Below are 23,435 nucleotides of genomic sequence, written 5' to 3'. Positions count from 1 at the left end.
CTGATTTAACAAACAATTCAAAATTGTCAACACAACAACAAAACAACTTATGGGTACACGCTCTTATCGACCATATACACCCAGTACGCGCCAACGCGTTGTCTCTGACTTTAGCGAAATTACCAAAACTGAGCCAGAGCGATCGCTAACCGTATCAGTCCACCGCGCCAAAGGTCGGAACAATCGTGGTGTGATTACGAGCCGTCGTCGTGGCGGCGGACACAAGCGTTTGTATCGAGTTATCGACTTCAAACGCAACAAACACAACATTCCCGCCAAAGTTGCCGCGATCGAGTACGATCCCAACCGTAACGCGCGCATTGCACTGCTGTATTACCAAGACGGCGAAAAGCGCTACATTCTTCAACCGAATGGCTTGAAAGTTGGGCAAACCGTAATTTCTGGACCTGATGCACCTTTCGAGGACGGTAATGCATTACCACTCAGCCGCATTCCTCTAGGAACAACCGTTCACAATGTTGAACTGTATCCTGGTCGTGGTGCGCAAATTGTCCGTGCCGCAGGTGCTAGTGCCCAGGTTGTCGCCAAAGAAGGTAACTACGTTACGCTCAAGCTTCCTTCCGGTGAAGTCCGCCTTATACGTCGCGAATGCTACGCCACAATTGGACAAGTCGGGAATATTGATGCACGTAACCTCAGTTCAGGAAAAGCTGGACACAATCGTTGGAAAGGACGGCGACCCAAAGTCAGAGGTAGTGTGATGAACCCAGTCGATCACCCGCATGGTGGCGGAGAGGGTAGAGCGCCAATTGGTAGACCAGGACCTGTGACACCGTGGGGTAAGCCAACGCTGGGAGCTAAAACACGTAAGCCGAAAAAAGCAAGTAATGCTTTGATTGTTCGTCGCCGACGTAAGTCCTCCAAACGCGGTCGCGGTGGCAGAGAATCATAATTCCACATCCAACACATCCAATATTCAAAATTGAGCTATGGGTCGTTCTCTCAAAAAAGGTCCTTTTGTCGCTGACAGTTTGCTCAGCAAAATTGAAAAGCTAAATGCAAAAGGCGAAAAACAAGTTATCAAAACCTGGTCGCGAGCGTCTACCATTTTGCCCCAGATGGTTGGTCATACAATTGCCGTCCATAACGGACGCCAACACGTACCAGTCTTTATCAACGAGCAAATGGTAGGACACAAGCTAGGCGAGTTTGCGCCAACACGTACTTTTCGCGGTCATGCCAAAAGCGATAAGAAAGCAGGGAGATAAATAGCTAATAGCTAACAGCTAACAGCTAAAGGAGAAAGGTTATGGCTAGTGATACTACAGAAGTAAAAGCAAGTGCGCGCTACATTCGGATGTCTCCCTATAAAGTACGTCGCGTTCTCGATCAAATTCGCGGGCGATCGTACCGCGAGGCGCTGATTATTCTTGAATTCATGCCCTACAGAGCGTGCGATCCAATCCTCAAAGTGCTCAGAAGTGCAGTTGCTAATGCTGAACATAACGCCGGATTAAATCCAGCGGAACTCAAAATAACTCAAGCGTACGCGGATCAAGGTCCCGTGCTCAAGCGTTTTCAACCTAGAGCGCAAGGGCGAGCTTACCAAATTCGTAAACCTACGTGTCATATTACTGTAGCCGTTGCTACAGATGCAGCATTGGCAGCAGAAAGTTAGTAACTAGAGGAAGTATTTGTGGGACAGAAAATTCATCCAGTTGGTTTTCGTCTAGGAGTGACTCAGGAACACCAATCGCGGTGGTTTGCTGAACCAGCGCGCTATCCTGAAATTTTAAAAGAAGACCATAAGCTACGCAATTATGTCGAGCAAAAGCTGGGCAGGCTAGCACAAAACAACGCAGGAATTTCAGAAGTCCGGATCGAGCGTAAAGCGGATCAAATCGATCTAGAAGTACGTACCGCTCGCCCTGGTGTTGTTGTTGGTCGTGGTGGTACTGGTATCGAATCGCTGCGCACAGGACTACAAGAATTACTCGGTGGAAATCGCCAAATTCGTATCAACGTAGTCGAAGTGCAACAAGTCGATGCTGATGCCTATCTCATTGCTGAGTACATTGCACAGCAGTTAGAACGACGTGTTTCTTTTCGTCGCGTCGTCCGTCAAACGATCCAACGCGCTCAAAAAGCTGGTATCCAAGGTATCCGCATTCAAGTCAGTGGTCGATTGAACGGTGCAGAAATTGCACGTACCGAGTGGACTCGTGAAGGTAGAGTTCCCTTACATACGTTACGGGCAGATATTGACTATGCCTATACTACTGCTCAAACAATCTACGGCATTCTAGGCATCAAGGTGTGGATCTTTAAAGGAGAAATTATTCCTGGACAAGAACCAGTACAAACACCTTCATCAAATCAGCCACGTCGTCGCCAACCACAACAGCGCCGTCGTCAGCAGTTTGAAGACCGTTCCAACGAAGAATAAAATCCGTTAGCGGTTAGTTAATTGCACACAAGGTACTAAATCATGTTAAGTCCTAGAAGAACAAAATTCCGCAAACAACAGCGCGGACGGATGGAAGGAGTCGCCACGCGAGGTAGTACCCTTAATTTTGGTGACTTTGGTCTTCAAGCTTTAGAACCCGCTTGGATCACCTCGCGTCAAATTGAGGCTTCACGTCGAGCAATGACTCGCTACATCCGCCGTGGTGGTAAAATTTGGATTCGCATTTTTCCTGATAAGCCGGTAACGATGCGCCCAGCCGAAACACGGATGGGTTCGGGTAAAGGTTCGCCAGAATACTGGGTAGCAGTTGTTAAACCAGGACGGATATTATTTGAAATCGCGGGTGTTCCCGAAGCAACCGCCCGCGAAGCGATGCGCTTGGCAATGTACAAGTTGCCAATCAAAACAAAGTTTATTGTGCGTTCTGAGGAGGAGGTTTAATTCAATGCCACTTCCGAAAATTTCCGAAGCGAGAAACTTGAGTGACGAAGAACTAACGACTCAAATCGCGGCGCTGAAAAAGCAACTATTTCAACTGCGTTTGCAAAAAGCTACGCGACAGTTAGAAAAACCACATCAGTTCAAGCACGCTCGGCACCAGCTAGCCCAATTGCTCACTGTGGAACACGAAAGAAAGTTAGCAGCACAATCATCACAGTCGGTTGCAGAAAAATAGATAACTATGGCAATTAAAGAACGAGTTGGCGTAGTGGTGAGCGACAAAATGGAAAAAACGGTTGTCGTCGCCGTAGAAAACCGCGCTCCTCACCCCAAGTACGGAAAAATCGTCGTCCAAACGCGGCGATATAAAGCTCATGACGAGGCAAATGAGTGTAAAGAAGGCGATCGCGTCCGTATTCAAGAAACTAGACCACTCAGTCGCACAAAACGCTGGGTAGTCAAAGAAATTCTGAGTAGTGCCACTACTAGCTAGACAATCGGGAGACAAACCGTGATTCAACCCCAGTCTTACCTTAATGTTGCTGATAATAGCGGTGCGCGCAAACTCATGTGCATTCGCGTTATGGGCGCAGGTAATCGCCGTTATGGCAATGTAGGCGATGTGATTATCGCCGTTGTTAAAGACGCCATTCCGAATATGGCAGTCAAAAAATCAGATGTTGTGCGCGCAGTCATCGTGCGTACGCGTAAAGGATTGCGTCGCGATAGTGGCATGAGCATTCGCTTTGATGACAATGCTGCGGTCATTATTAATGCCGATGGTAATCCCAGAGGTACGCGTGTTTTTGGACCTGTTGCCCGCGAACTACGCGACAAAAACTTTACCAAAATCGTTTCCCTGGCTCCGGAGGTGCTGTAATGGCTGCACATAAGAACGGGAATGCGCCGATTCGCCACAAAATGCACGTCAAAACCGGAGATACGGTACAAGTCATCTCAGGTAGTGACAAAGGCAAAGTCGGCGAAGTCCTCAAGACGTATCCCAAGTTAAGCAAAGTCATCGTTAAAGGCGTGAATATCAAAACCAAGCACGTCAAACCGACACAAGAAGGTGAATCCGGTCGAATCGTGACCTCAGAAGCTCCGATCCACAGTTCTAACGTCATGCTCTACTCGACAAAGCAAAACGTTGCAAGTCGCGTTTGCTACACCTTTAATGAGCAAGGTCGTAAAGTCCGAATGCTCAAAAAAACTGGTGAAATCCTTGATAAATAGCTTTAAAGCTAAGTTTTCCTGACCAAGACCAGGAAGTAGTAGAAGTAAAAACTATGACAGCACGACTCAAAACCTTATACCAAGAAAAAATAGTCCCGCAGCTGATGGAGCAATTTCAATACACGAATATCCATCAGGTGCCAAAGCTTGTAAAAGTAACGGTAAACCGAGGTTTGGGCGAAGCCGCACAAAATGCGAAAGCGCTCGAATCGTCGATTAACGAGATTGCCACAATTACAGGTCAAAAACCCGTTGTGACACGCGCGAAAAAGGCGATCGCTGGCTTCAAAATTCGCCAAGGTATGCCAGTGGGATTGATGGTGACATTACGCGGCGAACGAATGTACGCCTTTGTCGATCGACTCGTCAACCTAGCGTTACCGCGCATTCGCGACTTTCGTGGTATTAGCCCCAAAAGCTTTGATGGTCGTGGTAACTATACCCTCGGCGTCCGCGAACAACTTATTTTCCCAGAAGTTGATTACGACAGCATCGACCAAATCCGAGGTATGGATATTTCCATCATCACAACAGCAAAAAACGATGAAGAAGGTCGCGCATTACTCAAAGCAATGGGAATGCCTTTTCGGGATCAATAAAGTTTATTAAGAGGAAACGATGGCGGCTAACGACACAATTGCAGATATGCTGACGCGCATCCGCAATGCTAATATGGCGCGGCATCAGACAACACAGATACCAGCCACAAAGATGACCCGCAGCATTGCTCAAGTGTTAAGAGAAGAAGGGTTTATCGCCGATTTTGAAGAGGTGGGCGAAGGCGTAAAACGTAACTTAGTCATCTCGCTCAAATACAAAGGTAAAAATCGCCAGCCTTTGATTACTGCGTTGAAGCGCATAAGTAAACCTGGTTTACGCGTTTACTCAAACCGCAAAGAGTTACCACGCGTACTCGGTGGAATTGGTATTGCGATTATTTCGACTTCTAGCGGCATCATGACCGATCGCGAAGCCCGACGTCAAGGCTTAGGCGGTGAAGTGCTTTGCTATGTTTGGTAAAACAGCTAGCTCACAACACATTGCTAGTTGATTAGGAGTTAATAAGTCATGTCTCGAATTGGTAAGCGCCCAATCGCGATTCCCGCCAAAGTACAAGTCACTCTTGACGGGTCACAAGTTACAGTTAAAGGACCAAAAGGCGAACTTTCACGCGAACTGCCATCCGCAGTAACGATTGAGCAAGAAGGCGATACGCTACTCGTTAAAAGAAAAGATGACTCGCGTACCGCCCGCCAGATGCATGGTTTGGCACGCACGTTGGTTGCCAATATGGTCGATGGAGTCTCGCAAGGATTTCAACGTCGGTTAGAAATTCAAGGAGTCGGCTATCGTGCGGCGGTTCAAGGTCGCAACCTAACGCTGAACGTAGGATACAGCCATCCAGTACAAATCGAACCTCCTGAAGGAATTCAAATCGCTGTAGAAAACAATACGAACGTCATTGTGACTGGTTTTGATAAAGAACTGGTAGGCAATACGGCGGCAAAAATTCGCGATGTTCGTCCGCCCGAACCATATAAAGGCAAAGGCATTCGCTATTCTGGTGAATTTGTCAGACGTAAAGCTGGTAAGGCAGGTAAGAAGTAATGAAGTTAGATCGTAGAGAATCTAAAAAGATTCGACATCGCCGCATCCGAGGAAAAGTTAGCGGTTCTCAAGAACGTCCTCGCTTAGCTGTGTTTCGTTCGCATCAGCATATTTATGCTCAAGTGATTGACGATACACAACATCACACGCTTGTTTCGGCTTCGTCGCTAGAGCCGACTTTGAAGCAATCGTTGAAATCTGGCGCAACTTGTGAAGCCTCTACTGAGGTAGGCAAATTAATTGCGCAGCGATCGCTCGAAAAAGGTATCTCCAGAGTCGTCTTTGACCGTGGGGGAAACTTGTATCATGGTCGTGTAAAAGCCTTAGCCGAAGCGGCACGCGAAGCAGGGTTAGATTTTTAATTGTGCCAGGAGCTAACCATTAGCAACAGAGCATAAAAATACTTAAGAAGGATACAAACTATGGCAACTGGTGGTCGTCGTAAAAGTAACCGTGTAAAAGAAAAAGAAACGAACTGGCAAGAGCGAGTTATTCAAATTCGCCGTGTCAGCAAGGTAGTAAAAGGTGGTAAAAAACTCAGCTTTCGTGCAGTTGTCGCAGTTGGAAATGAACGCGGTCAAGTCGGAATCGGCGTAGGCAAGGCTGGAGATGTGATCGGGGCAGTAAAAAAAGGTGTCGCCGATGGCAAAAAGCATCTTGTCGATGTTCCACTCACTAATTCCAACTCGATTCCCCATCCTATCAATGGAAGTGGTGGTGGCGCACAAGTGATGATGCGCCCTGCTGCCCCAGGAACAGGAGTCATCGCGGGTGGTGCGGTTCGTACCGTGCTAGAACTTGCTGGCGTGCGTAATGTTTTAGCTAAGCAACTCGGCTCGAATAACCCACTCAACAACGCTCGTGCGGCGGTTAACGCGCTATCTACCTTACGGACTTTCTCCGAAGTTGCAGAAGAGCGTGGCGTCCCAATTGAAAACCTCTACGCTTAATCAATTTTGTCCAACTCAAAACGAGTATCAAGTTAATGAGACTAACTGATCCTAAGCCTCAAGCAGGCTCAAAAAAACGCCGCCGTCGTGTTGGGCGCGGTATTTCGGCAGGTCAAGGAGCAAGTGCTGGTCTAGGTATGCGCGGGCAAAAAGCTCGTTCAGGTAGCAGTACCCGACCAGGCTTTGAAGGCGGTCAACAACCTCTGTATCGGCGCATTCCCAAGCTCAAAGGCTTTCCGATCGTTAATCGTAAGCAGTACACTACGATCAATGTATATAAGCTGGCATCACTTCCTGCCAATACAGAAGTCAATCTAGCTTCCTTACGCGAAGCTGGTATTCTTACTGCTGTACAGGGACCACTGAAAATTTTGGGAGACGGGGAAATTAATATTCCCTTACGAGTTCAAGCCGCAGCTTTCACCAAACAAGCGCGTGAGAAAATCACAGCAGCTGGTGGAAATTGTGAAGTCCTCGAATCCAAATGATCGAAGCCCTGTTTTTTGGTAGACGAGTACCTTAAACAAACCCAGCTGGATTCCCAAAAAGGTACCTCTTTATGATTAGCAGAGACAAAGCCCCAACGGCACAAGAAACTTTTATGCAGATGGCACAAGCAGCTGGTTTGCGAAGGCGGCTGCTTGTGACTGTTGGTATTTTAATTTTGGCTCGTCTTGGCGTGTTTTTGCCTGTCCCAGGAATTAATCGCGCTTTGTTCGCCCAAGCAAGTCAATCTGGCAATAATGCTTTATTCGGTTTCTTAGATATCTTTTCTGGAGGCGGACTTTCAACGCTGGGAGTCTTTGCTCTAGGAATTTTGCCGTACATTAATGCTTCTATTATCATCCAATTATTGACCGCTGCTATCCCAGCTTTAGAAAATCTTCAGAAAAATGAAGGTGAAGCTGGACGGCGGAAAATTTCCCAAATCACGCGCTATGTTTCCTTAGGTTGGGCTATTCTCCAAAGTATTTTTATTGCGGCTTTTTGGCTGCAACCGTATGCTTTCAACCCAGGACCTATTTTTGTTGCTCAAACGGCGATCGCACTCACCGCAGGTTCGATGTTCATTATGTGGGCATCGGAATTAATCACCGAACGCGGTGTTGGTAACGGCGCATCGCTTTTGATTTTTGTCAATATTGTTGCTTCACTTCCAAGAGCATTAGGAGACACGATCGCATTTGCGCAAACGGGTAGCAGAGAAGCGGTAGGCGGCGTTGTTGTTCTGCTCTTAGTCTTCCTCGTTATGATTGTCGGGATTGTCTTCGTTCAAGAAGGAACCCGCCGCATTCCGATTATTTCTGCACGTAGACAAGTTGGGCGACGCTTTTTCCAAGAACAGCGTAGCTACCTACCCTTGCGGCTCAACCAAGGCGGCGTTATGCCAATCATTTTTGCTTCTGCTGTTCTGATTTTGCCCGCTTCGTTGGCGAGTTTTACCCGTAACGAGTTTCTCTTAAGAATTGCCAATTATCTTAGCCCCAATGGTCCTACACCTTGGGTTTATGCGCTTGCTTATCTCGTTTTAATTCTGTTCTTCAGCTACTTCTACGCCACATTAATCGTTAATCCGGTAGATTTAGCGCAAAACTTAAAGAAAATGGGCGCTACGATTCCTGGAATTCGTCCTGGGAGAGCTACAAGTGAATACGTCGAACGCGTCTTGAACCGTTTAACTTTTTTAGGCGCAATCTTTTTAGGTTTGGTCGCAATTGTTCCGACTGCTGTAGAAAGCGCGACTCAAGTTCGTACTTTCCAAGGTCTAGGCGCAACGTCTTTGCTCATTCTAGTTGGTGTTGCTATTGACACAGCAAAGCAAATTCAAACTTATGTGATTTCCCAACGTTATGAAGGAATGGTGAAACAATAGTGACGCGATTGATTTTCCTGGGAGCGCCTGGCGCGGGTAAAGGTACTCAAGCTCAAACTTTGGCTCATCACAGGAATATTCCTCATATTTCCACTGGCGATATTTTGCGCCAAGCAATGCAAAGGCAAACACCTTTGGGGGTGAAAGCGCAAGATTATGTTTCGCGGGGTGAATTAGTTCCCGATCAATTAGTCAACGACTTAGTTGAGGAACGGCTCGATGAACCTGATGTTGAGCACGGCTGGATTTTAGATGGATTTCCGCGCAAGGTGAGTCAAGCAAGCTTCTTGGATGAATTGCTTCAACAAAAGCACAGCGATCGCCATGTTCGAGTTATCAATTTAGAAGTACCAGACGATGTACTCATGGCAAGACTTTTAGGGCGCGGTCGTGCAGATGATAACGAAGATGTTATTCGTCGGCGTTTAGAAGTGTACCGCGAGCAAACTGCTCCGTTAATCGACTATTACCGCGATCGCCAGCAACTTGTCTCTGTTAATGGTAATCAATCTTTGGAGGAAGTTACTGCGGAATTACTCGCTGTAATTGATTCTTAAAGAAAGGTATCTTAAAGGCGCTTATGGCAGTTGGCAGTAATACATCTAGTACGATTAAATATTACCGCTTACTGCCAGCTTCTGGTTTGATATCTCAAATCCCAAGTCAATCTTTAATAAGATATATTAATGATATGCTGGGATATTTTAATACTCGTCATCAATCGATAACGAAGATGATACGATTAGCTGCTTTACTTTATAGCAGCGTGTTGAGTTGAGGAAAGTTTAAATTGTCTAAACAAGATTTAATTGAGATGGAAGGCACAGTCACCGAGTCATTGCCCAATGCGATGTTTCGGGTAGACCTTGACAATGGTTTTAATGTTTTAGCACACATTTCTGGCAAGATCCGGCGTAACTATATCAAAATTTTACCTGGTGATCGCGTCAAAGTGGAACTAACGCCATACGATTTAACAAAAGGAAGAATCACGTACCGTTTGCGCAAGAAATAGCATTCTTTCAAGTCTAGCAGCAGTTTTTGGCTGATAAGCGCACTCCTCGCTCCTTGCTTCACTCATAAAAATATTGATATAATATAGAGTTTGTAATAAAGGAAAAAATGAAAGTTAGAGCATCAGTCAAGAAAATCTGCGAAAAATGCAGTATTATCCGCCGCAAAGGTCGGGTAATGGTAATTTGCGAAAATCCCAAACATAAGCAACGCCAAGGCTAAACACTAGCACAGTACAAGTGTGACGTCCTTAGAGGCATCTTCAAACATTATCGTAGCGATCGCAGGAACAGGGAGAAATTCATTGTGGCAAGAATTGCAGGTGTAGACCTTCCACGCGATAAGCGTGTTGAAATCGGTCTGACTTACATATATGGAATTGGGCTAACTCGCTCAAAAGAAGTTTTGGCACAAACGGGTGTTAATCCAGATACTCGCGTCAAAGATTTAAGCGACACCGATGTTGCAGCATTAAGAAGTGCGATCGAAAGCAACTATCAAGTCGAAGGTGACTTAAGACGCTTGGAAGCAATGAACATCAAGCGCTTAGTCGATATTGGTACTTATCGTGGTCGTCGCCATCGCATGGGTCTACCTGTACGCGGACAACGGACGCGGACAAATGCACGGACTCGCCGTGGTAGACGTCAAACCGTAGCAGGTAAAAAGAAAGCCCCTGGTAAGTAAAACTTAACTCGTTCAGTGAAACTCCCACGAAAAACCAAGCCAATTATTTCTTAGTATTATGGCGCGACAACAGAAAAAATCAGGTACGAAAAAGCAAAAACGCAATGTTCCGAATGGCATTGCTTACATCCAATCCACTTTCAACAACAGTATCGTCACGATTGCTGACCAAAACGGCGACGTTATCTCTTGGGCTTCAGCCGGTTCGAGTGGCTTTAAAGGAGCAAAAAAAGGAACTCCCTATGCTGCGCAAACAGCAGCAGAAAGTGCAGCCCGACAAGCAACTGACCAAGGTATGCGTCAAATTGAAGTCATGGTGAGCGGACCTGGCGCAGGTCGAGAAACAGCAATTCGGGCACTGCAAGGAGCAGGGTTAGAAATCACGCTAATTCGAGATATTACCCCAATTCCTCACAACGGTTGCCGTCCGCCAAAGCGCCGTCGAGTCTAATTTAAGTTAATGCGGCAGCATTCTTAAATTTTGCTTGAGCAAGCTTTTGAGGCAAGCCAAAAACCCATTTTGTAAAGACAAAGCACATTGTCTCGTTTGCGGTAGCCGCCGTTGATGAAACAGTGGCGACGAGGCATTTGCGCATTTAAATTAGGCATATTTGCCTAGATTGGCATCTAAATTACTAAGGGAGGTCACTCCGTGGCGCAGTTTCAAATTGAATGTGTCGAGTCTAATACGCTAGAGAATCGGAGTCAATACAGTAGATTTGTCCTGGAACCTCTCGATCGCGGTCAAGGAACGACCGTAGGTAACGCGTTAAGACGGATTTTACTATCTAATCTAGAAGGAACAGCAATTACAGCCGTTCGGATTGCTGGCGTCAGTCATGAATTTGCCACAATTCCAGGTGTTCGGGAAGATGTGCTAGAGATTCTCATGCGCATGAAAGAAATTGTTCTTAAAAGCTACTCTTCGCAACCGCAAATTGGGCGCTTACTCGTAACAGGACCTGCAACCGTAACAGCTGAACACTTCGACCTTCCATCCGAGGTAGAAATTATCGACCCAAGTCAGTACGTCGCAACCGTTGCTGAGGGTGCGAAACTCGAAATGGAATTTCGGATTGATCGCGGTAAAGGCTATCGTACAGTTGAGCGGGGGCGCGATGAAGCTACTGCTTTAGACTTTCTCCAAATCGACTCGATTTTTATGCCGGTACGCAAAGTCAACTATAGTGTCGAAGATGCTCGCGTTGATGGTTCGTTGCAGAAAGACCGCTTGATTCTAGAGATTTGGACAAATGGTAGCTTAACTCCCCAAGAGGCGCTGTCGTCGGCTGCAAATATTTTGGTCGATCTGTTTAACCCACTCAAAGATATTTCGCTGGAGGCGATGAAAGATGAGTCGCCGACCGATGAAGATCCGACTAGCCAAATTCCCATCGAAGAACTTCAGCTTTCTGTAAGAGCTTACAACTGCTTGAAGCGGGCGCAAGTCAACTCAGTCGCAGACTTATTAGATTACACCCAAGAAGATTTGCTAGAAATCAAAAACTTTGGGCAGAAGTCCGCAGAAGAAGTCATCGAAGCCTTACAAGATCGCTTAGGCATCACGCTACCGCATGAAAAGTCCGCAAAACCATCGTAGTTGACTGTTATGAAGTTGCTAGCAGTAACTCAAGACAGCATTGCACATCACCTTAAATTGTAAACATCACCATGCGTCACCGTCGTCGTGTTCACAAACTCGGTAAACCAGCTGATCAGCGTCGCGCTCTTTTGAGAGCATTAACAACAGAGTTAATTCGTCACGGACGAATTACGACTACTACAGTTCGCGCTAAAGCAGTTCGGTCAGAAGCCGAGAAAATGATTACTTTAGCGAAAGATGGCTCCTTGGCTGCACGTCGAGAAGCACTTGGCTATATTTATGACAAACAACTTGTTCATGCTTTGTTTGAACAAGCACCTAGCCGTTACGGTAGTCGGGCTGGTGGATATACGCGAATTTTGCACACTGTTCCACGTCGAGGCGATAACGCCGAAATGGCGATTATTGAACTCGTGTAGATGCAGTGAGATAGTTGCATGATTGCCTCAAAATCCGAGCTAAAACGAGTAGCCCTAGTCATTCAATACTTGGGTACTCATTTTCATGGATGGCAGCGGCAACTAAAATTAAGGACAGTACAAGCAGAAATCGAAGATGCGATCGCTCGCGTACTCGGTTATCCTGTCACACTGCATGGTGCAGGGCGTACTGATACAGGAGTTCATGCTGCTGCACAAGTGGCACACTTTGATGCATCAGGTCCCATTCCGGCAGAACGTTGGGCAGCAATTCTCAATAGCTATCTTCCTCAAGACATCTTGATTCGCGGTTCTGCTGCTGTTAAGAGCGACTGGCACGCTCGGTTTGATGCCAAGTGGCGACGTTATCGTTATACGCTCTATACCGATGCCCGACCTAACTTGTTTGTTCAGCCGTTTAGTTGGCATTATTACTATGCGAACTTAGACGAAAATCTGATTCGGGCTGCGTTACAGCCGTTACTTGGCAAACATCACTTAGCAGCTTTTCATCGCGCAGGGTCGCGTCGCAAGCACTCATGGGTAGAAGTCCAAGCAGTAACGTGCGATCGCCAAGGACCATTTATCCATATAGAAATTCAAGCAGATGGTTTTTTATATGGAATGGTACGGTTAATAGTAGGATTACTTGTCGATGTGGGGAAAGGTAGCTTATCACTTGAGAAATTCACTGAGCTTTGGCAACAGCAACGCCGCGAAAATGTGAAATATGCGGCTCCACCGCAAGGCTTGTGCTTACTCCGCGTTGGCTATAGCGATTTTCCTTTTCCTCCAGAAGTTTGGTATGACACCTTACCTCAGTTGGTGCTACCAGATACAAACTACGTTTCTTCAGCAGGGGGACAAAGGCAAGCGCTAGACCAAGTACTCTCTTCAAATGTCAACACTTAGATGCTTCAAATGAGCTTGTAAACAAAATCATACACCATTGATTTATTTGTTATTTGAAATTTAAAGGACACGAAAACACCCATGAACAAAACGTATGTTCCAGCACAAGATACCATCGAACGCGAGTGGTATGTTGTCGATGCAACTGACCAGCGCTTGGGCAGATTAGCAACTGAAATCGCCATGATTTTGCGCGGTAAAAATACACCAGAATTTACGCCACACATGGATACAGGCGGCTTTGTTATTGTTGTGAATGCTGAGAAAGTGATTGTTACTGGGAAAAAGCGCAGCCAAAAGCTCTATCGTCGTCACTCAGGACGTCCTGGCGGGATGAAAACAGAAACCTTTGCTCAACTGCAATCGCGACTACCAGAGCGCATTGTAGAACACGCAGTTAAAGGAATGCTGCCTAAAAATAGTTTAGGGCGTCAATTATTTACCAAGCTAAAAGTTTACGCAGGTGCAGAACATCCTCACCAAGCACAACAACCAAAAGAAATTAAAATTCAAACAATTCCAGGAGAACAAAACTAATGCAAGCAACAGATACAACAAGCGATCGCGTGATGTATAGAGGCACTGGTCGCCGCAAATCTTCCGTCGCTAGAGTCCGCTTGGTTCCTGGTGACGGACAAATGATTGTTAACGGTAAACCAGGCGATTTGTATTTCCAATTCAACCCGAATTACCTCGCAGTCGCTAAAGCTCCTTTAGAAACTCTGGGGCTAGAAAATGAATACAATATCCTAGTAACGGCACACGGTGGTGGCTTAACCGGACAATCCGATTCAATTCGTTTAGGTGTCGCCCGCGCTCTGTGTCAACTCGATCCAGAAAACCGTTCGCCACTAAAGTCTGAAGGCTATTTAACGCGCGATCCCCGTGCAAAAGAGCGCAAGAAATACGGTTTACACAAAGCACGGAAAGCTCCTCAGTTCTCCAAGCGATAAAAATTATCAGCGATCAGCTTTTGGAGGTTTGTGGCTCGTCAATATGCTGAGCGCTGAAGGCTAAAAGCTACAATAGATATAAGCAATTACAAAGAAAACAGACAATGGCAAAATCTGATATTCATCCGCAGTGGTATCCTGAGGCAAAAGTTTACTGTGATGGTGAACTTGTTGCGACTGTTGGTTCAACTAAACCCGAACTACACGTTGATGTGTGGTCAGGCAACCATCCTTTCTATACAGGTACGCAAAAGATTATCGACACCGAAGGTCGAGTAGAACGCTTCTTACGGAAGTACGGCATGATGGAAGCCGACTCTACAGGCGACGACAAGAAAAAGTAGCCAGGCTAGATAGTCGAACCGGATACTGTTTTGTGACCTTCTACTATCTTGCTTGAGCGATCGCACTTTATGCCTGAAACTTATCTGCTAAACAAACTCAAATCTGTCGAGCAAACTTTTAACGAACTCACCCGCCGCCTTGCTGACCCCGATATTGCGAGAGATCCTGGCGAATATCAGAAAGTTGCTAAGGCACGTTCTTCATTAGAAGAAGTTGTGACGACCTATGAAACCTGGAAAACAACTCAAGACGAGTTGGTAGGCGCTAGGGAAGTTATGAAAGAAGCAAACGGTGACGCAGAGCTACAAGAAATGGCAGCGCTGGAAGTTGCCGAACTCGAAGAACAGCTAGAACAGCTAGAAGTTCGCTTGAAAATCCTGCTGCTACCACGTGACCCCAACGACGAAAAAAACACCATGCTTGAAATTCGTGCGGGTACAGGTGGCGATGAGGCAAGTATTTGGGCGGGTGACTTGGTTCGGATGTACTCGCGGTATGCAGAAAGCCAAAACTGGAAAGTCAAGTTGATTAGCGAATCGCTAGCAGAAATGGGCGGCTTTAAAGAAGCCATACTAGAAATTCAAGGCGATCAAGTTTATAGCAAACTGAAGTTTGAAGCAGGAGTCCACCGCGTCCAGCGCGTTCCAGTAACTGAAGCAGGTGGGAGAGTCCATACATCAACAGCTACCGTAGCCGTGATGCCAGAAGTTGATGATGTAGAAATTGAAATTGACCCGAAAGACATTGAAATGACCACAGCGCGATCAGGTGGTGCGGGTGGACAAAACGTCAACAAGGTGGAAACGGCGGTCGATCTATTCCATAAACCTACGGGAATTCGGATTTTCTGTACCGAAGAACGCAGCCAGCTGCAAAACAAAGAACGCGCAATGCAAATTTTGCGAGCCAAGCTGTACGAAATGAAGCTGCGCGAACAACAAGAGGCTGTTACTTCGATGCGGCGATCGCAAGTCGGGACAGGATCGCGTTCGGAAAAAATCCGTACCTACAACTACAAAGATAATCGCGTTACTGACCACCGCTTAGGACAAAATTTCTCTTTGGCTCCAGTTTTGGAGGGAGATTTAGAACCAATGATTCAAGCTTGCATCTCGCAAGATCAGCAAGAACGCTTAGCAGAATTAGCTGCTTCTGGTACAAGTTCGTAGTTAAGATAATTTGTAGAAGAAGCGCGCCTTTGCCATAACAGCTTGAATGTAGTCATTTTTGGCAAGGGTATATGCTTCGCGATCTGTTTGAAAACGTTTGGCTAATTGACGTTTTAAATCGGTATATTGTTGGGCTTCTTCGGGGTGCGATCGCAAGTAATCTCTAAACAAAACACGTTCCCACAAAGCACTATCTGCCTCAACTATATGCAGATGATGAGTACGCTGTAAACCATAAGGGGGCATTCCTTTAACTAAGAACATTCGCTCAGGACGGGGATCTTCTTGCCAGTAAATATATCCTAATGCTTCTAGTAACGGAAGGTTATGCCTAGCTTCTTCTAAAGAATGCACGCCCACTAAAAGATCGATAATTGGTTTTGCAGCTAATCCAGGAACCGCTGTACTGCCAAAATGATCAATGCGCGTCACTAAATCATTTCCTAAGACTTGCCAAATCGTTGTGGCTTCCGCTTCAAATTGCTGCGACCAATGGGGATCGTATTCCACAATAATAATTTCATCCATGAAATAAATTATGGGGGTTTGGCATTATCAAACCCCTAGTGTTTATCCCTATTTAATTATTAAAATCCTCTTTTATCGATTGTTAAACTGCTTGCGTGACCAATTTCATCCGCAGCAGGGTCTTGTGAAGGGGTACTATACTCTGATTCAATGACGTGAAATGGTCCTTGTCCGAGCGTCACAAACGCAAAACCATTTTGATTTGTTGTTAACTTTTTACCTCTGTATTCTACAGTAGCTCCCTGTTGTGGTGCGCCTCTATATAATACAAGAACTTTTAAAGTTCCTCCCGCGCCCACAGTAAAAGGATCTTGCTGCGGGACAATTTCTAAAGGTAAACCAAACCACAATGAAACTAATCCTGATGATTCATAAAAAGCTTTTGCATACTTATAAGTATGAACAACATTAGTTTGTTTGTTGTTAGCTGCTAGTGCATCAGGTCGAAAAACATTGATATAATTATCGTCTTTAACAACAAAGTAGCCATTATTGTGGCGAGCCGTTAAAGCAACAATTTTCCCTTGCGGAACTAGAGTAACACCGTTGTATCTGCGTTGCACTGAAAGCTGAACAGGAAAGACTGCTTTATCGTAAGCTCTAGCCCCTTGGAACTTAATTGAATCGTAGGAGTCTATCTCGTTAAGTTCTGGATGACCATATAATATCTTTAATTCCCCTGGTTTATCCCCTTTGTCAATCCAAATACTATGCGCAAAAGCAGGTTGAATCAATAGCGGAAGCAGTGTTGCACTTAGCACTAACTCTTTTAAAAACTTGATCATTTGAGTTTCCTAATAAGTCTGTATTGCGTACTTGCCCCATACACTTCATTATTTATGGGAATGATAATCAAGCACTAAAGCTATAAATAAACCGTGTGTTAATCGCAATACAATCCCTGGGTAGGGCATTTGTTTGTTAGTTGTAAAATAAATAAATTAAACTTCAAAAATAATGATATAAATCAATTATTTTTATAAATTAAATGCCTGTTTATCTTTTTTTAATTGTGTTTTTATTATTCATATTGTACTCAATTTTAATATCTACCCATAGCACTTATTGAATAAATGAAGATGAAGCTATAAAGAAATAATTGCTGTTTATAAAGCTCTATCAATTTGATAGTTGATATTGAAATATTACTCAGGTAAGGTGCAGGCGATCGCTAGAATTGGGCACTGTCAGCAGGCAACAGAGGACAGTCAATTTAGTAGTAGCCAAATTTTAGGATTAAATTTTGTTACGATTGGAAGCGACGACTCGCGATCGCCTTTCTGCGCATGGAGACTTTGAATGCTGCGACTAGAACATATCAGTAAAATCTACCCTACCGGTGAAGTGCTTAAAGATGTTAATTGGGAAGTCAAAAGTGGCGATCGCATCGGTTTAGTAGGGGTTAACGGTGCAGGAAAATCGACTCAACTCAAAATCATTGCTGGCGAAATTGAACCAACAGCAGGAGAAGTGATTCGTCCAGCAAGTTTGCACGTCGCTTATCTTACACAAGAATTTGAAGTCGATCCTGGGCGCACTGTCCGTGAAGAATTTTGGACAGTCTTTAAGCAAGCAAATGAAGTGCAACAATCGCTCGTACATGTACAGCGTGATATGGAAACGGCGACGCCAGAAGAGTTAGAGCGCTTGATTCACAAGCTCGATCGCCTACAACGTACCTTTGAAGCATTAGACGGTTATGGACTCGAAGCGCAAATCGAGAAGATTTTACCAGAAATGGGCTTTGAGCCAACCGACGGCGATCGCTTAGTGAGTTCTTTTAGTGGCGGTTGGCAAATGCGCATGAGTTTAGGCAAAATTCTATTGCAAAAGCCAGATTTGTTGCTGCTCGACGAACCGACAAACCATCTTGACTTAGAAACTATCGAGTGGTTGGAAAATTACTTAAAAAGCTTAACCACTCCAATGGTGATAGTCTCGCATGATCGCGAGTTTCTCGACCGACTGTGTACGCAAATTGTCGAAACCGAACGTGGCGTTTCCACGACTTATTTAGGTAACTATTCGGCTTACTTACAGCAAAAAGCCGAAGCGCAAGTTGCACAACTCAGCGCCTACGAACGTCAACAAAAAGAACTAGAAAAGCAGCAAACGTTTGTCGATCGCTTCCGCGCGAGTGCTACACGCAGTACTCAAGCAAAAAGCCGCGAAAAACAACTTGAAAAAATTGAGCGAATTGAAGCACCAGTCGCTGGACTACGAAGCCTTCACTTTCGCTTTCCGCCAGCACCCCGCAGTGGTAGAGAAGTTGTAGTCATCAAAGACTTGGTACACACTTACGAAGAGAAAATTCTCTTTTTAGGTGCGGATCTATTAATCGAACGCGGCGATCGCATCGCCTTTTTAGGTCCCAATGGTGCAGGTAAATCTACTTTACTGCGCTTGATTATGGGACTAGAGTTGCCTTCAGAAGGCACCGTTAAGTTAGGAAATCATAACGTTATTCCAGGTTACTTCGAGCAAAATCAGGCAGAAGCGCTAGAACTTCACAAAACGGTGATGGAAACGATTCATGATGAAGTTCCTGATTGGAAGAACGAAGAAGTTCGGACGCTGCTAGGGCGATTTTTGTTTAGCGGCGACACAGTATTCAAGCAAGTTGTCGCCTTAAGTGGTGGCGAAAAAGCGCGGCTAGCGTTAGCAAAAATGCTGTTACGTCCGGCTAATTTATTGATATTAGACGAACCGACGAATCATTTAGACATTCCTGCAAAGGAAATGCTCGAAGAAGCGATTCAACACTATGATGGTACGGTGATTGTCGTTTCACACGACCGATATTTTATCTCTCAGGTCGCAAACAAAATTGTCGAGATTCGGGATGGAGAATTTCGGCTGTATAACGGAGATTATCACTATTATTTGGAGAAAATAGCCGCAGAGAAAGAACAAGCTCGATTGGCCGCGATCGCAGCGGAAAAAGCCGCAAAGAAAGCTGCAAAAGCAACTGCAAAACGAAAATCATAAACACATACTATTGGGGATCAAAGAAAAATATAAGATTTTCAATGTTAACTGCAAAAAATCTAAGGTTCATGACATAAAATGCGATCCCCACGGAAAAAAGTAGTCAAAGTAGCAAAAAATATCTGATAATTGCAAGAATAAGCAAAAATCTACTTGCAGCAGCGAGTAGCAATGGTATCATTGCGGTGAATTACATAAAAAGTGAAGGGCAACAAAGTTATGACCCAAGCACCTGTTGCTCCCGTGGTGCTAGTCATTTTAGACGGGTGGGGCTATCGAGAAGAAGCAGACGGTAATGCGATCGCTGCTGCTAAAGTCCCAGTAATGAGTAGCCTTTGGCAGGCATATCCCAAAACACTTATCCAAACTTCAGGTAAAGCAGTCGGTTTACCCGAAGGTCAAATGGGAAACTCCGAAGTCGGGCACCTTAACATTGGCGCGGGACGCGTTGTACCACAAGAACTCGTGCGCATTTCTGATGCGGTAGAAGATGGATCAATCCACCAAAATCCCGCATTGCTGCAAGTGTGTCAAGACGTTCGCGAACGAAATGGCAAGTTACACTTAATCGGTCTTTGTTCCGAAGGCGGCGTTCATTCGCACGTTAATCATCTGCTAGGACTGCTTGACTTTGCGAAAGCACAAGGAATTTCCCAAGTGTGCATTCATGCAATTACAGATGGTCGCGATACAATGCCAACCGAGGGTATCGGCGTCATTCAGCTTATTCAAGACTACACTGAGAAATTAGGTGTAGGAAAAATAGTCACAGTGAGCGGACGGTATTACGCGATGGATCGCGATCGCCGCTGGGATCGCGTAAAACTCGCTTACGATGTCATGACCCAAGACGGCGAAGGTGATGGTCGTGCTGCGGATGAGATTTTACAAGCTTCCTACGATGCGGGAGTCACAGATGAATTTCTCGTACCCCAACGTGTCGCACCAGGAGCCGTAGAATCGGGCGATGGCGTCATTTTCTTCAATTTTCGTCCAGACCGCGCCAGACAGCTAACCCAAGCTTTCGTAGCTCCGCATTTTGATGGCTTTGAGCGCGAGAAAATTAGCCAATTGTTTTTTGTAACGTTTACCCAATACGACCCTGAATTACCAGTAGCAGTTGCTTTTGCACCGCAAAACTTAAACAACATCTTAGGGCAAGTCGTTTCGGAACACGGAATGAAGCAGTTCCGCACGGCAGAAACAGAAAAGTATGCCCACGTCACTTACTTTTTCAACGGCGGTTTAGAAGAGCCATTTGAGGGTGAAGAACGCGAACTGGTGATGAGTCCGATGGTAGCAACTTACGATCGCGCTCCTAGTATGTCAGCAGAAGCCGTGACTGATGTTGCTAGCGCAGCGATTGAACGAGGCGTCTATTCCTTGGTTGTCATCAATTACGCCAATCCTGACATGGTAGGGCATACAGGTCAAATTGAAGCAACCGTTCAAGCTTTAGAAACCGTTGACCGTTGTTTAGGACGTTTGTTAGAAAGCGTTAGCAAAGCAGGTGGTACTGCGATTGTCACTGCCGATCATGGCAATGCTGAATATATGCGCGATCCACAAGGTAATCCTTGGACAGCGCATACAACTAACCCTGTTCCTTTGATCTTAATCGAAGGTGAAGGAGCTAAAATACAAGGGTACGGTGGCAACGTAGGGCTACGTAATGGCGGTCGTCTGTGTGATATTGCTCCCACAATTCTGGAAATCCTCCAGATCCCGCAGCCTCTTGAAATGACTGGACGCTCGCTGCTCGCACCAGCCGAGTACAGCACCTTACATAGTCAACGTACTCCTGTACAATCAGCACTATAGAGCCTTGTAACGTTCATTTTTGGATTGAGTGTCAGCATGACAATTTACAACATTGTAGAAATCCTGTGGGTTGTATCTGCGGTAGGTTTAACTGTATTGGTACTATTACATAGCCCTAAAGGTGATGGTATTGGAGCAATTGGCGGACAAGCACAACTATTCAGCAGTACAAAAAGTGCTGAAACAACTTTGAACCGAGTTACCTGGGCACTCACAGTACTTTTTCTTGGTTTAACTGTTGTTCTGAGTGCTAACTGGTTACCTCGTTAATTACGAGCGCTGTTGCTTAATAAGTTTTTTGTTTAATTTTGCTGACGCGAATCAAATCTGCTTTGCGGCAGGAATTTTTTATATTTATTCTGGTGGCGATCGCTGCGCTAGTGGTTGCTATTAGTTATGATACCTCTAAAGCCAATACCAAGCTGACTGAAGTAGCACAAGCTTCAAAATTACCGCAACTTCAGCAACATCCTTTGCCTGCTAGCTTGGCACAGTGGCAAGACCAAAGTAACAGTGGCGATTACTTTTCAGAAATCAAACCAACCGAAGTCGGCTATTTAGTATGGTCGCAGTTGCCAGTTAAAGTTTACATCCAACAACCACACGCCGAAACCCACAACGCTGACAGACTACAAAGCTGGGCAAACGAAGTCTTGCAAGCCATTCAAGAATGGAACGTTTATTTACCCTTGCAAGTCGTAGAACAACCTGAGGTTGCAGACATTAAAATTTTGCGTTTATCTCCTCCGTTGCGAATTGCCCCTAACGAGAAATTTCCGCGTGCGCGATCGGCTGAAACGACCTACGAGTTGTATGTAAGTTCCAATCGTGTTTTATCTCATCGTTGTTCAATTTTGCTGAGTCCTAATCAAACAGGTCAGTATCTTCAAGCCGCAGCGCGCCATGAATTCGGTCATGCATTAGGAATTTGGGGACATAGCCCAAACCCAAACGATGCGTTGTACTTTTCCCAAGTGCGGAATCCACCACCAATTTCTGCTAGAGATGTGAACACGCTCAAGCGAGTTTATCAGCAACCAACACGATTAGGATGGCTGTTACCAAGGGCTTAGAGATTTTATGGCAGAGGTTACACTCAGAGCTAAAACGGGTATTGCTATAGCAGAGGTCAGAGTTGAAGATTAATTAAGGTAATGGTTATTCGTACCTTCAATGTCCTAACTACCCCAACGAAACTGCTCTATATCAATTCGTATTTATGCTTTCTTGCGCCTCTGTTCGTTTGCACCTTGTTACGCCCCACGACTGAAATGAAACCGCCGTTGCTCTAAAACTTGAGCATAGAGTTTCTCGACTTGGGTAATATTTTGGCTCAGTGTATAGCGTTCGACAACGCGCTTACGGGCTTTCTGTCCTAATAAAGTGGTTAATTCAGGATGGTCTTGGAAGAGTGGCAGCAAGGTTCGTAACTGTGATTCTACGCGGCGTGGTGTGAGAATGACACCAGCACCACCCTCTAAAACTTCGCCATCTGCACCAACATCAGTTGCTAGACAAGCTACACCACAAGCCATTGCCTCTAGCAAGGATATTGACAGTCCTTCGACTAAAGACGGCAAAATAAAAACATCACAGCCTCGTAGGATTTCAATGCGCTGTTCTTCCTCGGCGATAAATCCTAACCAGTGAATACCATGTTCAGAACCATAGAACGGTTCTAGTGAAGGTGTTAATGGACCATCACCGACAATCAGTAATTTGCTATCTGGATGCATTTCTGAGTGCTTCCAGGCGCGTAATAAAGGCTCTACATTTTTCTCCGGTGCCAAGCGACCTTGGTAAATAAACAAACGCTGTGCGTTTAGCTTTGCTTTAATTTTTGACGAACCAGGAGAATATTTTTGAATATCTACACCATTGGGGATAACAGCAACATTTTCGGGTATTAGTCCTAAACGTGCTAATAATTCGCGTTGTACCTGCGAGAAGACGATTACGCGATCGTAGTTCACCAGAAAAGGTGCATAGAGTTGATACGCCAAAAGCTGTGTTCCCGATTTGAGCTTAGCGCCTTTGCCAGCAAACGGAGTATGAAAAGTGGCAACCAGCGGTAAGTTGAGTTCTCCGCAGATGTCTGGGAGGAGAAAGTCAAGCGGGGATAGTGTTAACGACGCGTGGACGATATCAGGTTTAAGTTGCTGCAAAGATTGACTTAAGACCTTGGCAGCTTTTAGCGTCGGAATTGTGTAAACTTGGGATTTGTACAAAAATGGTAGGGAAACTTCTGGACAATCTGGCCAGTTATCAGGCTCTTCTTCCTCTTGCGCAAAGTGAAGAAAGCTGACTTGATGTCCCCGCTCTAATAGGGCATTAGTGACTTCTCGACTATACGTGACATTGCCACAAAATGGTGATTTTTTTCCGAGCCAGGCAATATGCATTCAGGTTGAGGTGCGATTTTCTCAGGTAAGTGAGGGATCAATGAGGGGCGCAAAGTTG

General features: G+C 45.4%; 35 protein-coding genes. 32 read left to right on the top strand and 3 right to left on the bottom strand.

The genetic code is table 11. The features are described 5' to 3' along the window. Positions 1-49 precede the first annotated feature (49 nt). The 28 genes from rplB (at position 50) to prfA (ending at position 15,638) form a co-directional block, all read left to right on the top strand. A complete protein-coding gene (rplB, locus tag GLO7428_RS04820; RefSeq protein WP_015187439.1) occupies positions 50-913 on the top strand; it encodes a 50S ribosomal protein L2 in 864 nt (287 codons plus the stop codon). 37 nt (positions 914-950) lie between these two features. After that, on the top strand, positions 951-1,229 hold the full coding sequence (gene rpsS, locus GLO7428_RS04815; protein WP_015187438.1) for a 30S ribosomal protein S19: 279 nt from the start codon (positions 951-953) through the stop codon (positions 1,227-1,229). A gap of 41 nt (positions 1,230-1,270) precedes the next feature. Beyond that, a complete protein-coding gene (rplV, locus tag GLO7428_RS04810) occupies positions 1,271-1,639 on the top strand; it encodes a 50S ribosomal protein L22 (protein ID WP_015187437.1) in 369 nt (122 codons plus the stop codon). A gap of 18 nt (positions 1,640-1,657) precedes the next feature. After that, entirely contained in the window at positions 1,658-2,407 is a 750-nt protein-coding gene (rpsC, locus tag GLO7428_RS04805; protein WP_015187436.1) for a 30S ribosomal protein S3, read from the top strand. A gap of 42 nt (positions 2,408-2,449) precedes the next feature. Continuing rightward, positions 2,450-2,869: a 50S ribosomal protein L16 gene (gene rplP / locus GLO7428_RS04800; protein WP_015187435.1), complete on the top strand. Its 420-nt coding sequence runs from the start codon at positions 2,450-2,452 to the stop codon at positions 2,867-2,869. 4 nt (positions 2,870-2,873) lie between these two features. After that, positions 2,874-3,104, top strand: a complete 231-nt coding sequence (gene rpmC, locus GLO7428_RS04795) for a 50S ribosomal protein L29 (protein WP_015187434.1) — start codon at positions 2,874-2,876, stop codon at positions 3,102-3,104. A 6-nt stretch (positions 3,105-3,110) separates the two neighbouring features. Further along, entirely contained in the window at positions 3,111-3,362 is a 252-nt protein-coding gene (gene rpsQ / locus GLO7428_RS04790) for a 30S ribosomal protein S17 (protein WP_015187433.1), read from the top strand. 18 nt (positions 3,363-3,380) lie between these two features. Further along, on the top strand, positions 3,381-3,749 hold the full coding sequence (rplN, locus tag GLO7428_RS04785) for a 50S ribosomal protein L14 (RefSeq protein WP_015187432.1): 369 nt from the start codon (positions 3,381-3,383) through the stop codon (positions 3,747-3,749). After that, a complete protein-coding gene (gene rplX / locus GLO7428_RS04780) occupies positions 3,749-4,105 on the top strand; it encodes a 50S ribosomal protein L24 (RefSeq protein WP_015187431.1) in 357 nt (118 codons plus the stop codon). The genes rplN and rplX overlap by 1 nt, the downstream gene beginning before the upstream one ends. A gap of 53 nt (positions 4,106-4,158) precedes the next feature. After that, positions 4,159-4,704 carry a 50S ribosomal protein L5 gene (rplE, locus tag GLO7428_RS04775; RefSeq protein ID WP_015187430.1) on the top strand — a complete coding sequence of 182 codons (546 nt, stop codon included), beginning with the start codon at positions 4,159-4,161 and terminating at the stop codon, positions 4,702-4,704. A 19-nt stretch (positions 4,705-4,723) separates the two neighbouring features. Further along, positions 4,724-5,125, top strand: a complete 402-nt coding sequence (gene rpsH / locus GLO7428_RS04770) for a 30S ribosomal protein S8 (protein WP_015187429.1) — start codon at positions 4,724-4,726, stop codon at positions 5,123-5,125. A 48-nt stretch (positions 5,126-5,173) separates the two neighbouring features. Then, positions 5,174-5,713 carry a 50S ribosomal protein L6 gene (gene rplF / locus GLO7428_RS04765; protein WP_015187428.1) on the top strand — a complete coding sequence of 180 codons (540 nt, stop codon included), beginning with the start codon at positions 5,174-5,176 and terminating at the stop codon, positions 5,711-5,713. Next, positions 5,713-6,075, top strand: coding sequence for a 50S ribosomal protein L18 (gene rplR, locus GLO7428_RS04760; RefSeq protein ID WP_015187427.1), 363 nt, complete (start codon positions 5,713-5,715; stop codon positions 6,073-6,075). The genes rplF and rplR overlap by 1 nt, the downstream gene beginning before the upstream one ends. A 60-nt stretch (positions 6,076-6,135) precedes the next feature. Next, complete coding sequence (gene rpsE / locus GLO7428_RS04755) at positions 6,136-6,663, top strand: 30S ribosomal protein S5 (RefSeq protein ID WP_015187426.1); 528 nt, start codon at positions 6,136-6,138, stop codon at positions 6,661-6,663. A gap of 35 nt (positions 6,664-6,698) precedes the next feature. Then, on the top strand, positions 6,699-7,151 hold the full coding sequence (gene rplO, locus GLO7428_RS04750) for a 50S ribosomal protein L15 (protein WP_015187425.1): 453 nt from the start codon (positions 6,699-6,701) through the stop codon (positions 7,149-7,151). Positions 7,152-7,222: 71 nt separating this feature from the next. Then, positions 7,223-8,536, top strand: coding sequence for a preprotein translocase subunit SecY (gene secY / locus GLO7428_RS04745; RefSeq protein WP_015187424.1), 1,314 nt, complete (start codon positions 7,223-7,225; stop codon positions 8,534-8,536). Next, positions 8,536-9,093: an adenylate kinase gene (locus GLO7428_RS04740; protein WP_015187423.1), complete on the top strand. Its 558-nt coding sequence runs from the start codon at positions 8,536-8,538 to the stop codon at positions 9,091-9,093. Before secY ends, GLO7428_RS04740 begins: the two co-directional genes overlap by 1 nt. A 233-nt stretch (positions 9,094-9,326) precedes the next feature. Next, complete coding sequence (gene infA, locus GLO7428_RS04735; RefSeq protein ID WP_006276978.1) at positions 9,327-9,551, top strand: translation initiation factor IF-1; 225 nt, start codon at positions 9,327-9,329, stop codon at positions 9,549-9,551. A gap of 107 nt (positions 9,552-9,658) precedes the next feature. Further along, positions 9,659-9,772 carry a 50S ribosomal protein L36 gene (gene rpmJ, locus GLO7428_RS26445; RefSeq protein ID WP_015187421.1) on the top strand — a complete coding sequence of 38 codons (114 nt, stop codon included), beginning with the start codon at positions 9,659-9,661 and terminating at the stop codon, positions 9,770-9,772. Between the two features lie 84 nt (positions 9,773-9,856). Further along, the gene (gene rpsM / locus GLO7428_RS04730) at positions 9,857-10,237 is read left to right on the top strand and encodes a 30S ribosomal protein S13 (RefSeq protein WP_015187420.1); all 381 of its coding nucleotides are present in this window, start codon (positions 9,857-9,859) and stop codon (positions 10,235-10,237) included. A gap of 58 nt (positions 10,238-10,295) precedes the next feature. Beyond that, entirely contained in the window at positions 10,296-10,688 is a 393-nt protein-coding gene (gene rpsK / locus GLO7428_RS04725; protein WP_015187419.1) for a 30S ribosomal protein S11, read from the top strand. Between the two features lie 201 nt (positions 10,689-10,889). Next, positions 10,890-11,837 carry a DNA-directed RNA polymerase subunit alpha gene (locus tag GLO7428_RS04720; RefSeq protein ID WP_015187418.1) on the top strand — a complete coding sequence of 316 codons (948 nt, stop codon included), beginning with the start codon at positions 10,890-10,892 and terminating at the stop codon, positions 11,835-11,837. Between the two features lie 71 nt (positions 11,838-11,908). Continuing rightward, positions 11,909-12,259 (top strand): 50S ribosomal protein L17, encoded by a 351-nt coding sequence (gene rplQ, locus GLO7428_RS04715; protein ID WP_015187417.1) that lies wholly within the window; start codon positions 11,909-11,911, stop codon positions 12,257-12,259. Positions 12,260-12,277: 18 nt separating this feature from the next. Further along, on the top strand, positions 12,278-13,171 hold the full coding sequence (gene truA / locus GLO7428_RS04710) for a tRNA pseudouridine(38-40) synthase TruA (protein ID WP_015187416.1): 894 nt from the start codon (positions 12,278-12,280) through the stop codon (positions 13,169-13,171). Between the two features lie 81 nt (positions 13,172-13,252). Then, positions 13,253-13,708 (top strand): 50S ribosomal protein L13, encoded by a 456-nt coding sequence (rplM, locus tag GLO7428_RS04705; RefSeq protein WP_015187415.1) that lies wholly within the window; start codon positions 13,253-13,255, stop codon positions 13,706-13,708. Further along, positions 13,708-14,124, top strand: a complete 417-nt coding sequence (gene rpsI, locus GLO7428_RS04700; RefSeq protein WP_015187414.1) for a 30S ribosomal protein S9 — start codon at positions 13,708-13,710, stop codon at positions 14,122-14,124. Before rplM ends, rpsI begins: the two co-directional genes overlap by 1 nt. A gap of 104 nt (positions 14,125-14,228) precedes the next feature. After that, positions 14,229-14,468, top strand: coding sequence for a 50S ribosomal protein L31 (gene rpmE, locus GLO7428_RS04695; protein WP_015187413.1), 240 nt, complete (start codon positions 14,229-14,231; stop codon positions 14,466-14,468). 69 nt (positions 14,469-14,537) lie between these two features. Beyond that, complete coding sequence (gene prfA / locus GLO7428_RS04690) at positions 14,538-15,638, top strand: peptide chain release factor 1 (RefSeq protein ID WP_015187412.1); 1,101 nt, start codon at positions 14,538-14,540, stop codon at positions 15,636-15,638. Here the strand turns inward: prfA and GLO7428_RS04685 are convergent, their stop codons facing one another. Next, a complete protein-coding gene (locus GLO7428_RS04685; protein WP_015187411.1) occupies positions 15,639-16,166 on the bottom strand; it encodes a GrpB family protein in 528 nt (175 codons plus the stop codon). A gap of 59 nt (positions 16,167-16,225) precedes the next feature. After that, positions 16,226-16,951 (bottom strand): DUF4198 domain-containing protein, encoded by a 726-nt coding sequence (locus GLO7428_RS04680; RefSeq protein WP_015187410.1) that lies wholly within the window; start codon positions 16,949-16,951, stop codon positions 16,226-16,228. Positions 16,952-17,465: 514 nt separating this feature from the next. Here GLO7428_RS04680 and GLO7428_RS04675 point away from each other — a divergent pair. The 4 genes from GLO7428_RS04675 to GLO7428_RS04660 all read left to right on the top strand — a co-directional run bounded on the left by GLO7428_RS04675 (position 17,466) and on the right by GLO7428_RS04660 (position 22,048). Beyond that, positions 17,466-19,154, top strand: a complete 1,689-nt coding sequence (locus GLO7428_RS04675) for an ABC-F family ATP-binding cassette domain-containing protein (RefSeq protein ID WP_015187409.1) — start codon at positions 17,466-17,468, stop codon at positions 19,152-19,154. Positions 19,155-19,373: 219 nt separating this feature from the next. Then, positions 19,374-20,975 (top strand): 2,3-bisphosphoglycerate-independent phosphoglycerate mutase, encoded by a 1,602-nt coding sequence (gene gpmI, locus GLO7428_RS04670; RefSeq protein ID WP_015187408.1) that lies wholly within the window; start codon positions 19,374-19,376, stop codon positions 20,973-20,975. Positions 20,976-21,011: 36 nt separating this feature from the next. Further along, the gene (gene secG / locus GLO7428_RS04665; protein WP_015187407.1) at positions 21,012-21,245 is read left to right on the top strand and encodes a preprotein translocase subunit SecG; all 234 of its coding nucleotides are present in this window, start codon (positions 21,012-21,014) and stop codon (positions 21,243-21,245) included. A 62-nt stretch (positions 21,246-21,307) separates the two neighbouring features. Then, positions 21,308-22,048 (top strand): peptidase, encoded by a 741-nt coding sequence (locus GLO7428_RS04660; protein ID WP_041918904.1) that lies wholly within the window; start codon positions 21,308-21,310, stop codon positions 22,046-22,048. A gap of 180 nt (positions 22,049-22,228) precedes the next feature. Here the strand turns inward: GLO7428_RS04660 and GLO7428_RS04655 are convergent, their stop codons facing one another. Next, positions 22,229-23,377 carry a glycosyltransferase family 4 protein gene (locus GLO7428_RS04655; protein ID WP_015187405.1) on the bottom strand — a complete coding sequence of 383 codons (1,149 nt, stop codon included), beginning with the start codon at positions 23,375-23,377 and terminating at the stop codon, positions 22,229-22,231. Positions 23,378-23,435: the final 58 nt, after the last annotated feature.

The sequence above is a fragment of the Gloeocapsa sp. PCC 7428 genome (genome assembly GCF_000317555.1).
Classification (GTDB): Bacteria; Cyanobacteriota; Cyanobacteriia; order Cyanobacteriales; family Chroococcidiopsidaceae; genus Chroogloeocystis.
This window is presented reverse-complemented; position numbering and strand designations above follow the sequence as displayed.

What these genes read in the sequence shown, in the direction of transcription:
- rpsS (WP_015187438.1), top strand. Translation starts at nt 951, where the DNA reads ATGGGTCGTTCTCTCAAAAAAGGTCCTTTTGTCGCTGACAGTTTGCTC.
- rplE (WP_015187430.1), top strand. Translation starts at nt 4,159, where the DNA reads ATGACAGCACGACTCAAAACCTTATACCAAGAAAAAATAGTCCCGCAG.
- GLO7428_RS04675 (WP_015187409.1), top strand. Translation starts at nt 17,466, where the DNA reads ATGCTGCGACTAGAACATATCAGTAAAATCTACCCTACCGGTGAAGTG.
- rplF (WP_015187428.1), top strand. Translation starts at nt 5,174, where the DNA reads ATGTCTCGAATTGGTAAGCGCCCAATCGCGATTCCCGCCAAAGTACAA.
- rplO (WP_015187425.1), top strand. Translation starts at nt 6,699, where the DNA reads ATGAGACTAACTGATCCTAAGCCTCAAGCAGGCTCAAAAAAACGCCGC.
- rplX (WP_015187431.1), top strand. Translation starts at nt 3,749, where the DNA reads ATGGCTGCACATAAGAACGGGAATGCGCCGATTCGCCACAAAATGCAC.
- secG (WP_015187407.1), top strand. Translation starts at nt 21,012, where the DNA reads ATGACAATTTACAACATTGTAGAAATCCTGTGGGTTGTATCTGCGGTA.
- rpsI (WP_015187414.1), top strand. Translation starts at nt 13,708, where the DNA reads ATGCAAGCAACAGATACAACAAGCGATCGCGTGATGTATAGAGGCACT.
- GLO7428_RS04685 (WP_015187411.1), bottom strand. Translation starts at nt 16,166, where the DNA reads ATGGATGAAATTATTATTGTGGAATACGATCCCCATTGGTCGCAGCAA.
- rplQ (WP_015187417.1), top strand. Translation starts at nt 11,909, where the DNA reads ATGCGTCACCGTCGTCGTGTTCACAAACTCGGTAAACCAGCTGATCAG.
- secY (WP_015187424.1), top strand. Translation starts at nt 7,223, where the DNA reads ATGATTAGCAGAGACAAAGCCCCAACGGCACAAGAAACTTTTATGCAG.
- rplP (WP_015187435.1), top strand. Translation starts at nt 2,450, where the DNA reads ATGTTAAGTCCTAGAAGAACAAAATTCCGCAAACAACAGCGCGGACGG.
- rplR (WP_015187427.1), top strand. Translation starts at nt 5,713, where the DNA reads ATGAAGTTAGATCGTAGAGAATCTAAAAAGATTCGACATCGCCGCATC.
- rpsQ (WP_015187433.1), top strand. Translation starts at nt 3,111, where the DNA reads ATGGCAATTAAAGAACGAGTTGGCGTAGTGGTGAGCGACAAAATGGAA.
- rplB (WP_015187439.1), top strand. Translation starts at nt 50, where the DNA reads ATGGGTACACGCTCTTATCGACCATATACACCCAGTACGCGCCAACGC.
- prfA (WP_015187412.1), top strand. Translation starts at nt 14,538, where the DNA reads ATGCCTGAAACTTATCTGCTAAACAAACTCAAATCTGTCGAGCAAACT.
- truA (WP_015187416.1), top strand. Translation starts at nt 12,278, where the DNA reads ATGATTGCCTCAAAATCCGAGCTAAAACGAGTAGCCCTAGTCATTCAA.
- rpmJ (WP_015187421.1), top strand. Translation starts at nt 9,659, where the DNA reads ATGAAAGTTAGAGCATCAGTCAAGAAAATCTGCGAAAAATGCAGTATT.
- gpmI (WP_015187408.1), top strand. Translation starts at nt 19,374, where the DNA reads ATGACCCAAGCACCTGTTGCTCCCGTGGTGCTAGTCATTTTAGACGGG.
- rpsH (WP_015187429.1), top strand. Translation starts at nt 4,724, where the DNA reads ATGGCGGCTAACGACACAATTGCAGATATGCTGACGCGCATCCGCAAT.
- GLO7428_RS04655 (WP_015187405.1), bottom strand. Translation starts at nt 23,377, where the DNA reads ATGCATATTGCCTGGCTCGGAAAAAAATCACCATTTTGTGGCAATGTC.
- rplV (WP_015187437.1), top strand. Translation starts at nt 1,271, where the DNA reads ATGGCTAGTGATACTACAGAAGTAAAAGCAAGTGCGCGCTACATTCGG.
- rpmC (WP_015187434.1), top strand. Translation starts at nt 2,874, where the DNA reads ATGCCACTTCCGAAAATTTCCGAAGCGAGAAACTTGAGTGACGAAGAA.
- rpmE (WP_015187413.1), top strand. Translation starts at nt 14,229, where the DNA reads ATGGCAAAATCTGATATTCATCCGCAGTGGTATCCTGAGGCAAAAGTT.
- rpsK (WP_015187419.1), top strand. Translation starts at nt 10,296, where the DNA reads ATGGCGCGACAACAGAAAAAATCAGGTACGAAAAAGCAAAAACGCAAT.
- GLO7428_RS04680 (WP_015187410.1), bottom strand. Translation starts at nt 16,951, where the DNA reads ATGATCAAGTTTTTAAAAGAGTTAGTGCTAAGTGCAACACTGCTTCCG.
- rplM (WP_015187415.1), top strand. Translation starts at nt 13,253, where the DNA reads ATGAACAAAACGTATGTTCCAGCACAAGATACCATCGAACGCGAGTGG.
- rpsE (WP_015187426.1), top strand. Translation starts at nt 6,136, where the DNA reads ATGGCAACTGGTGGTCGTCGTAAAAGTAACCGTGTAAAAGAAAAAGAA.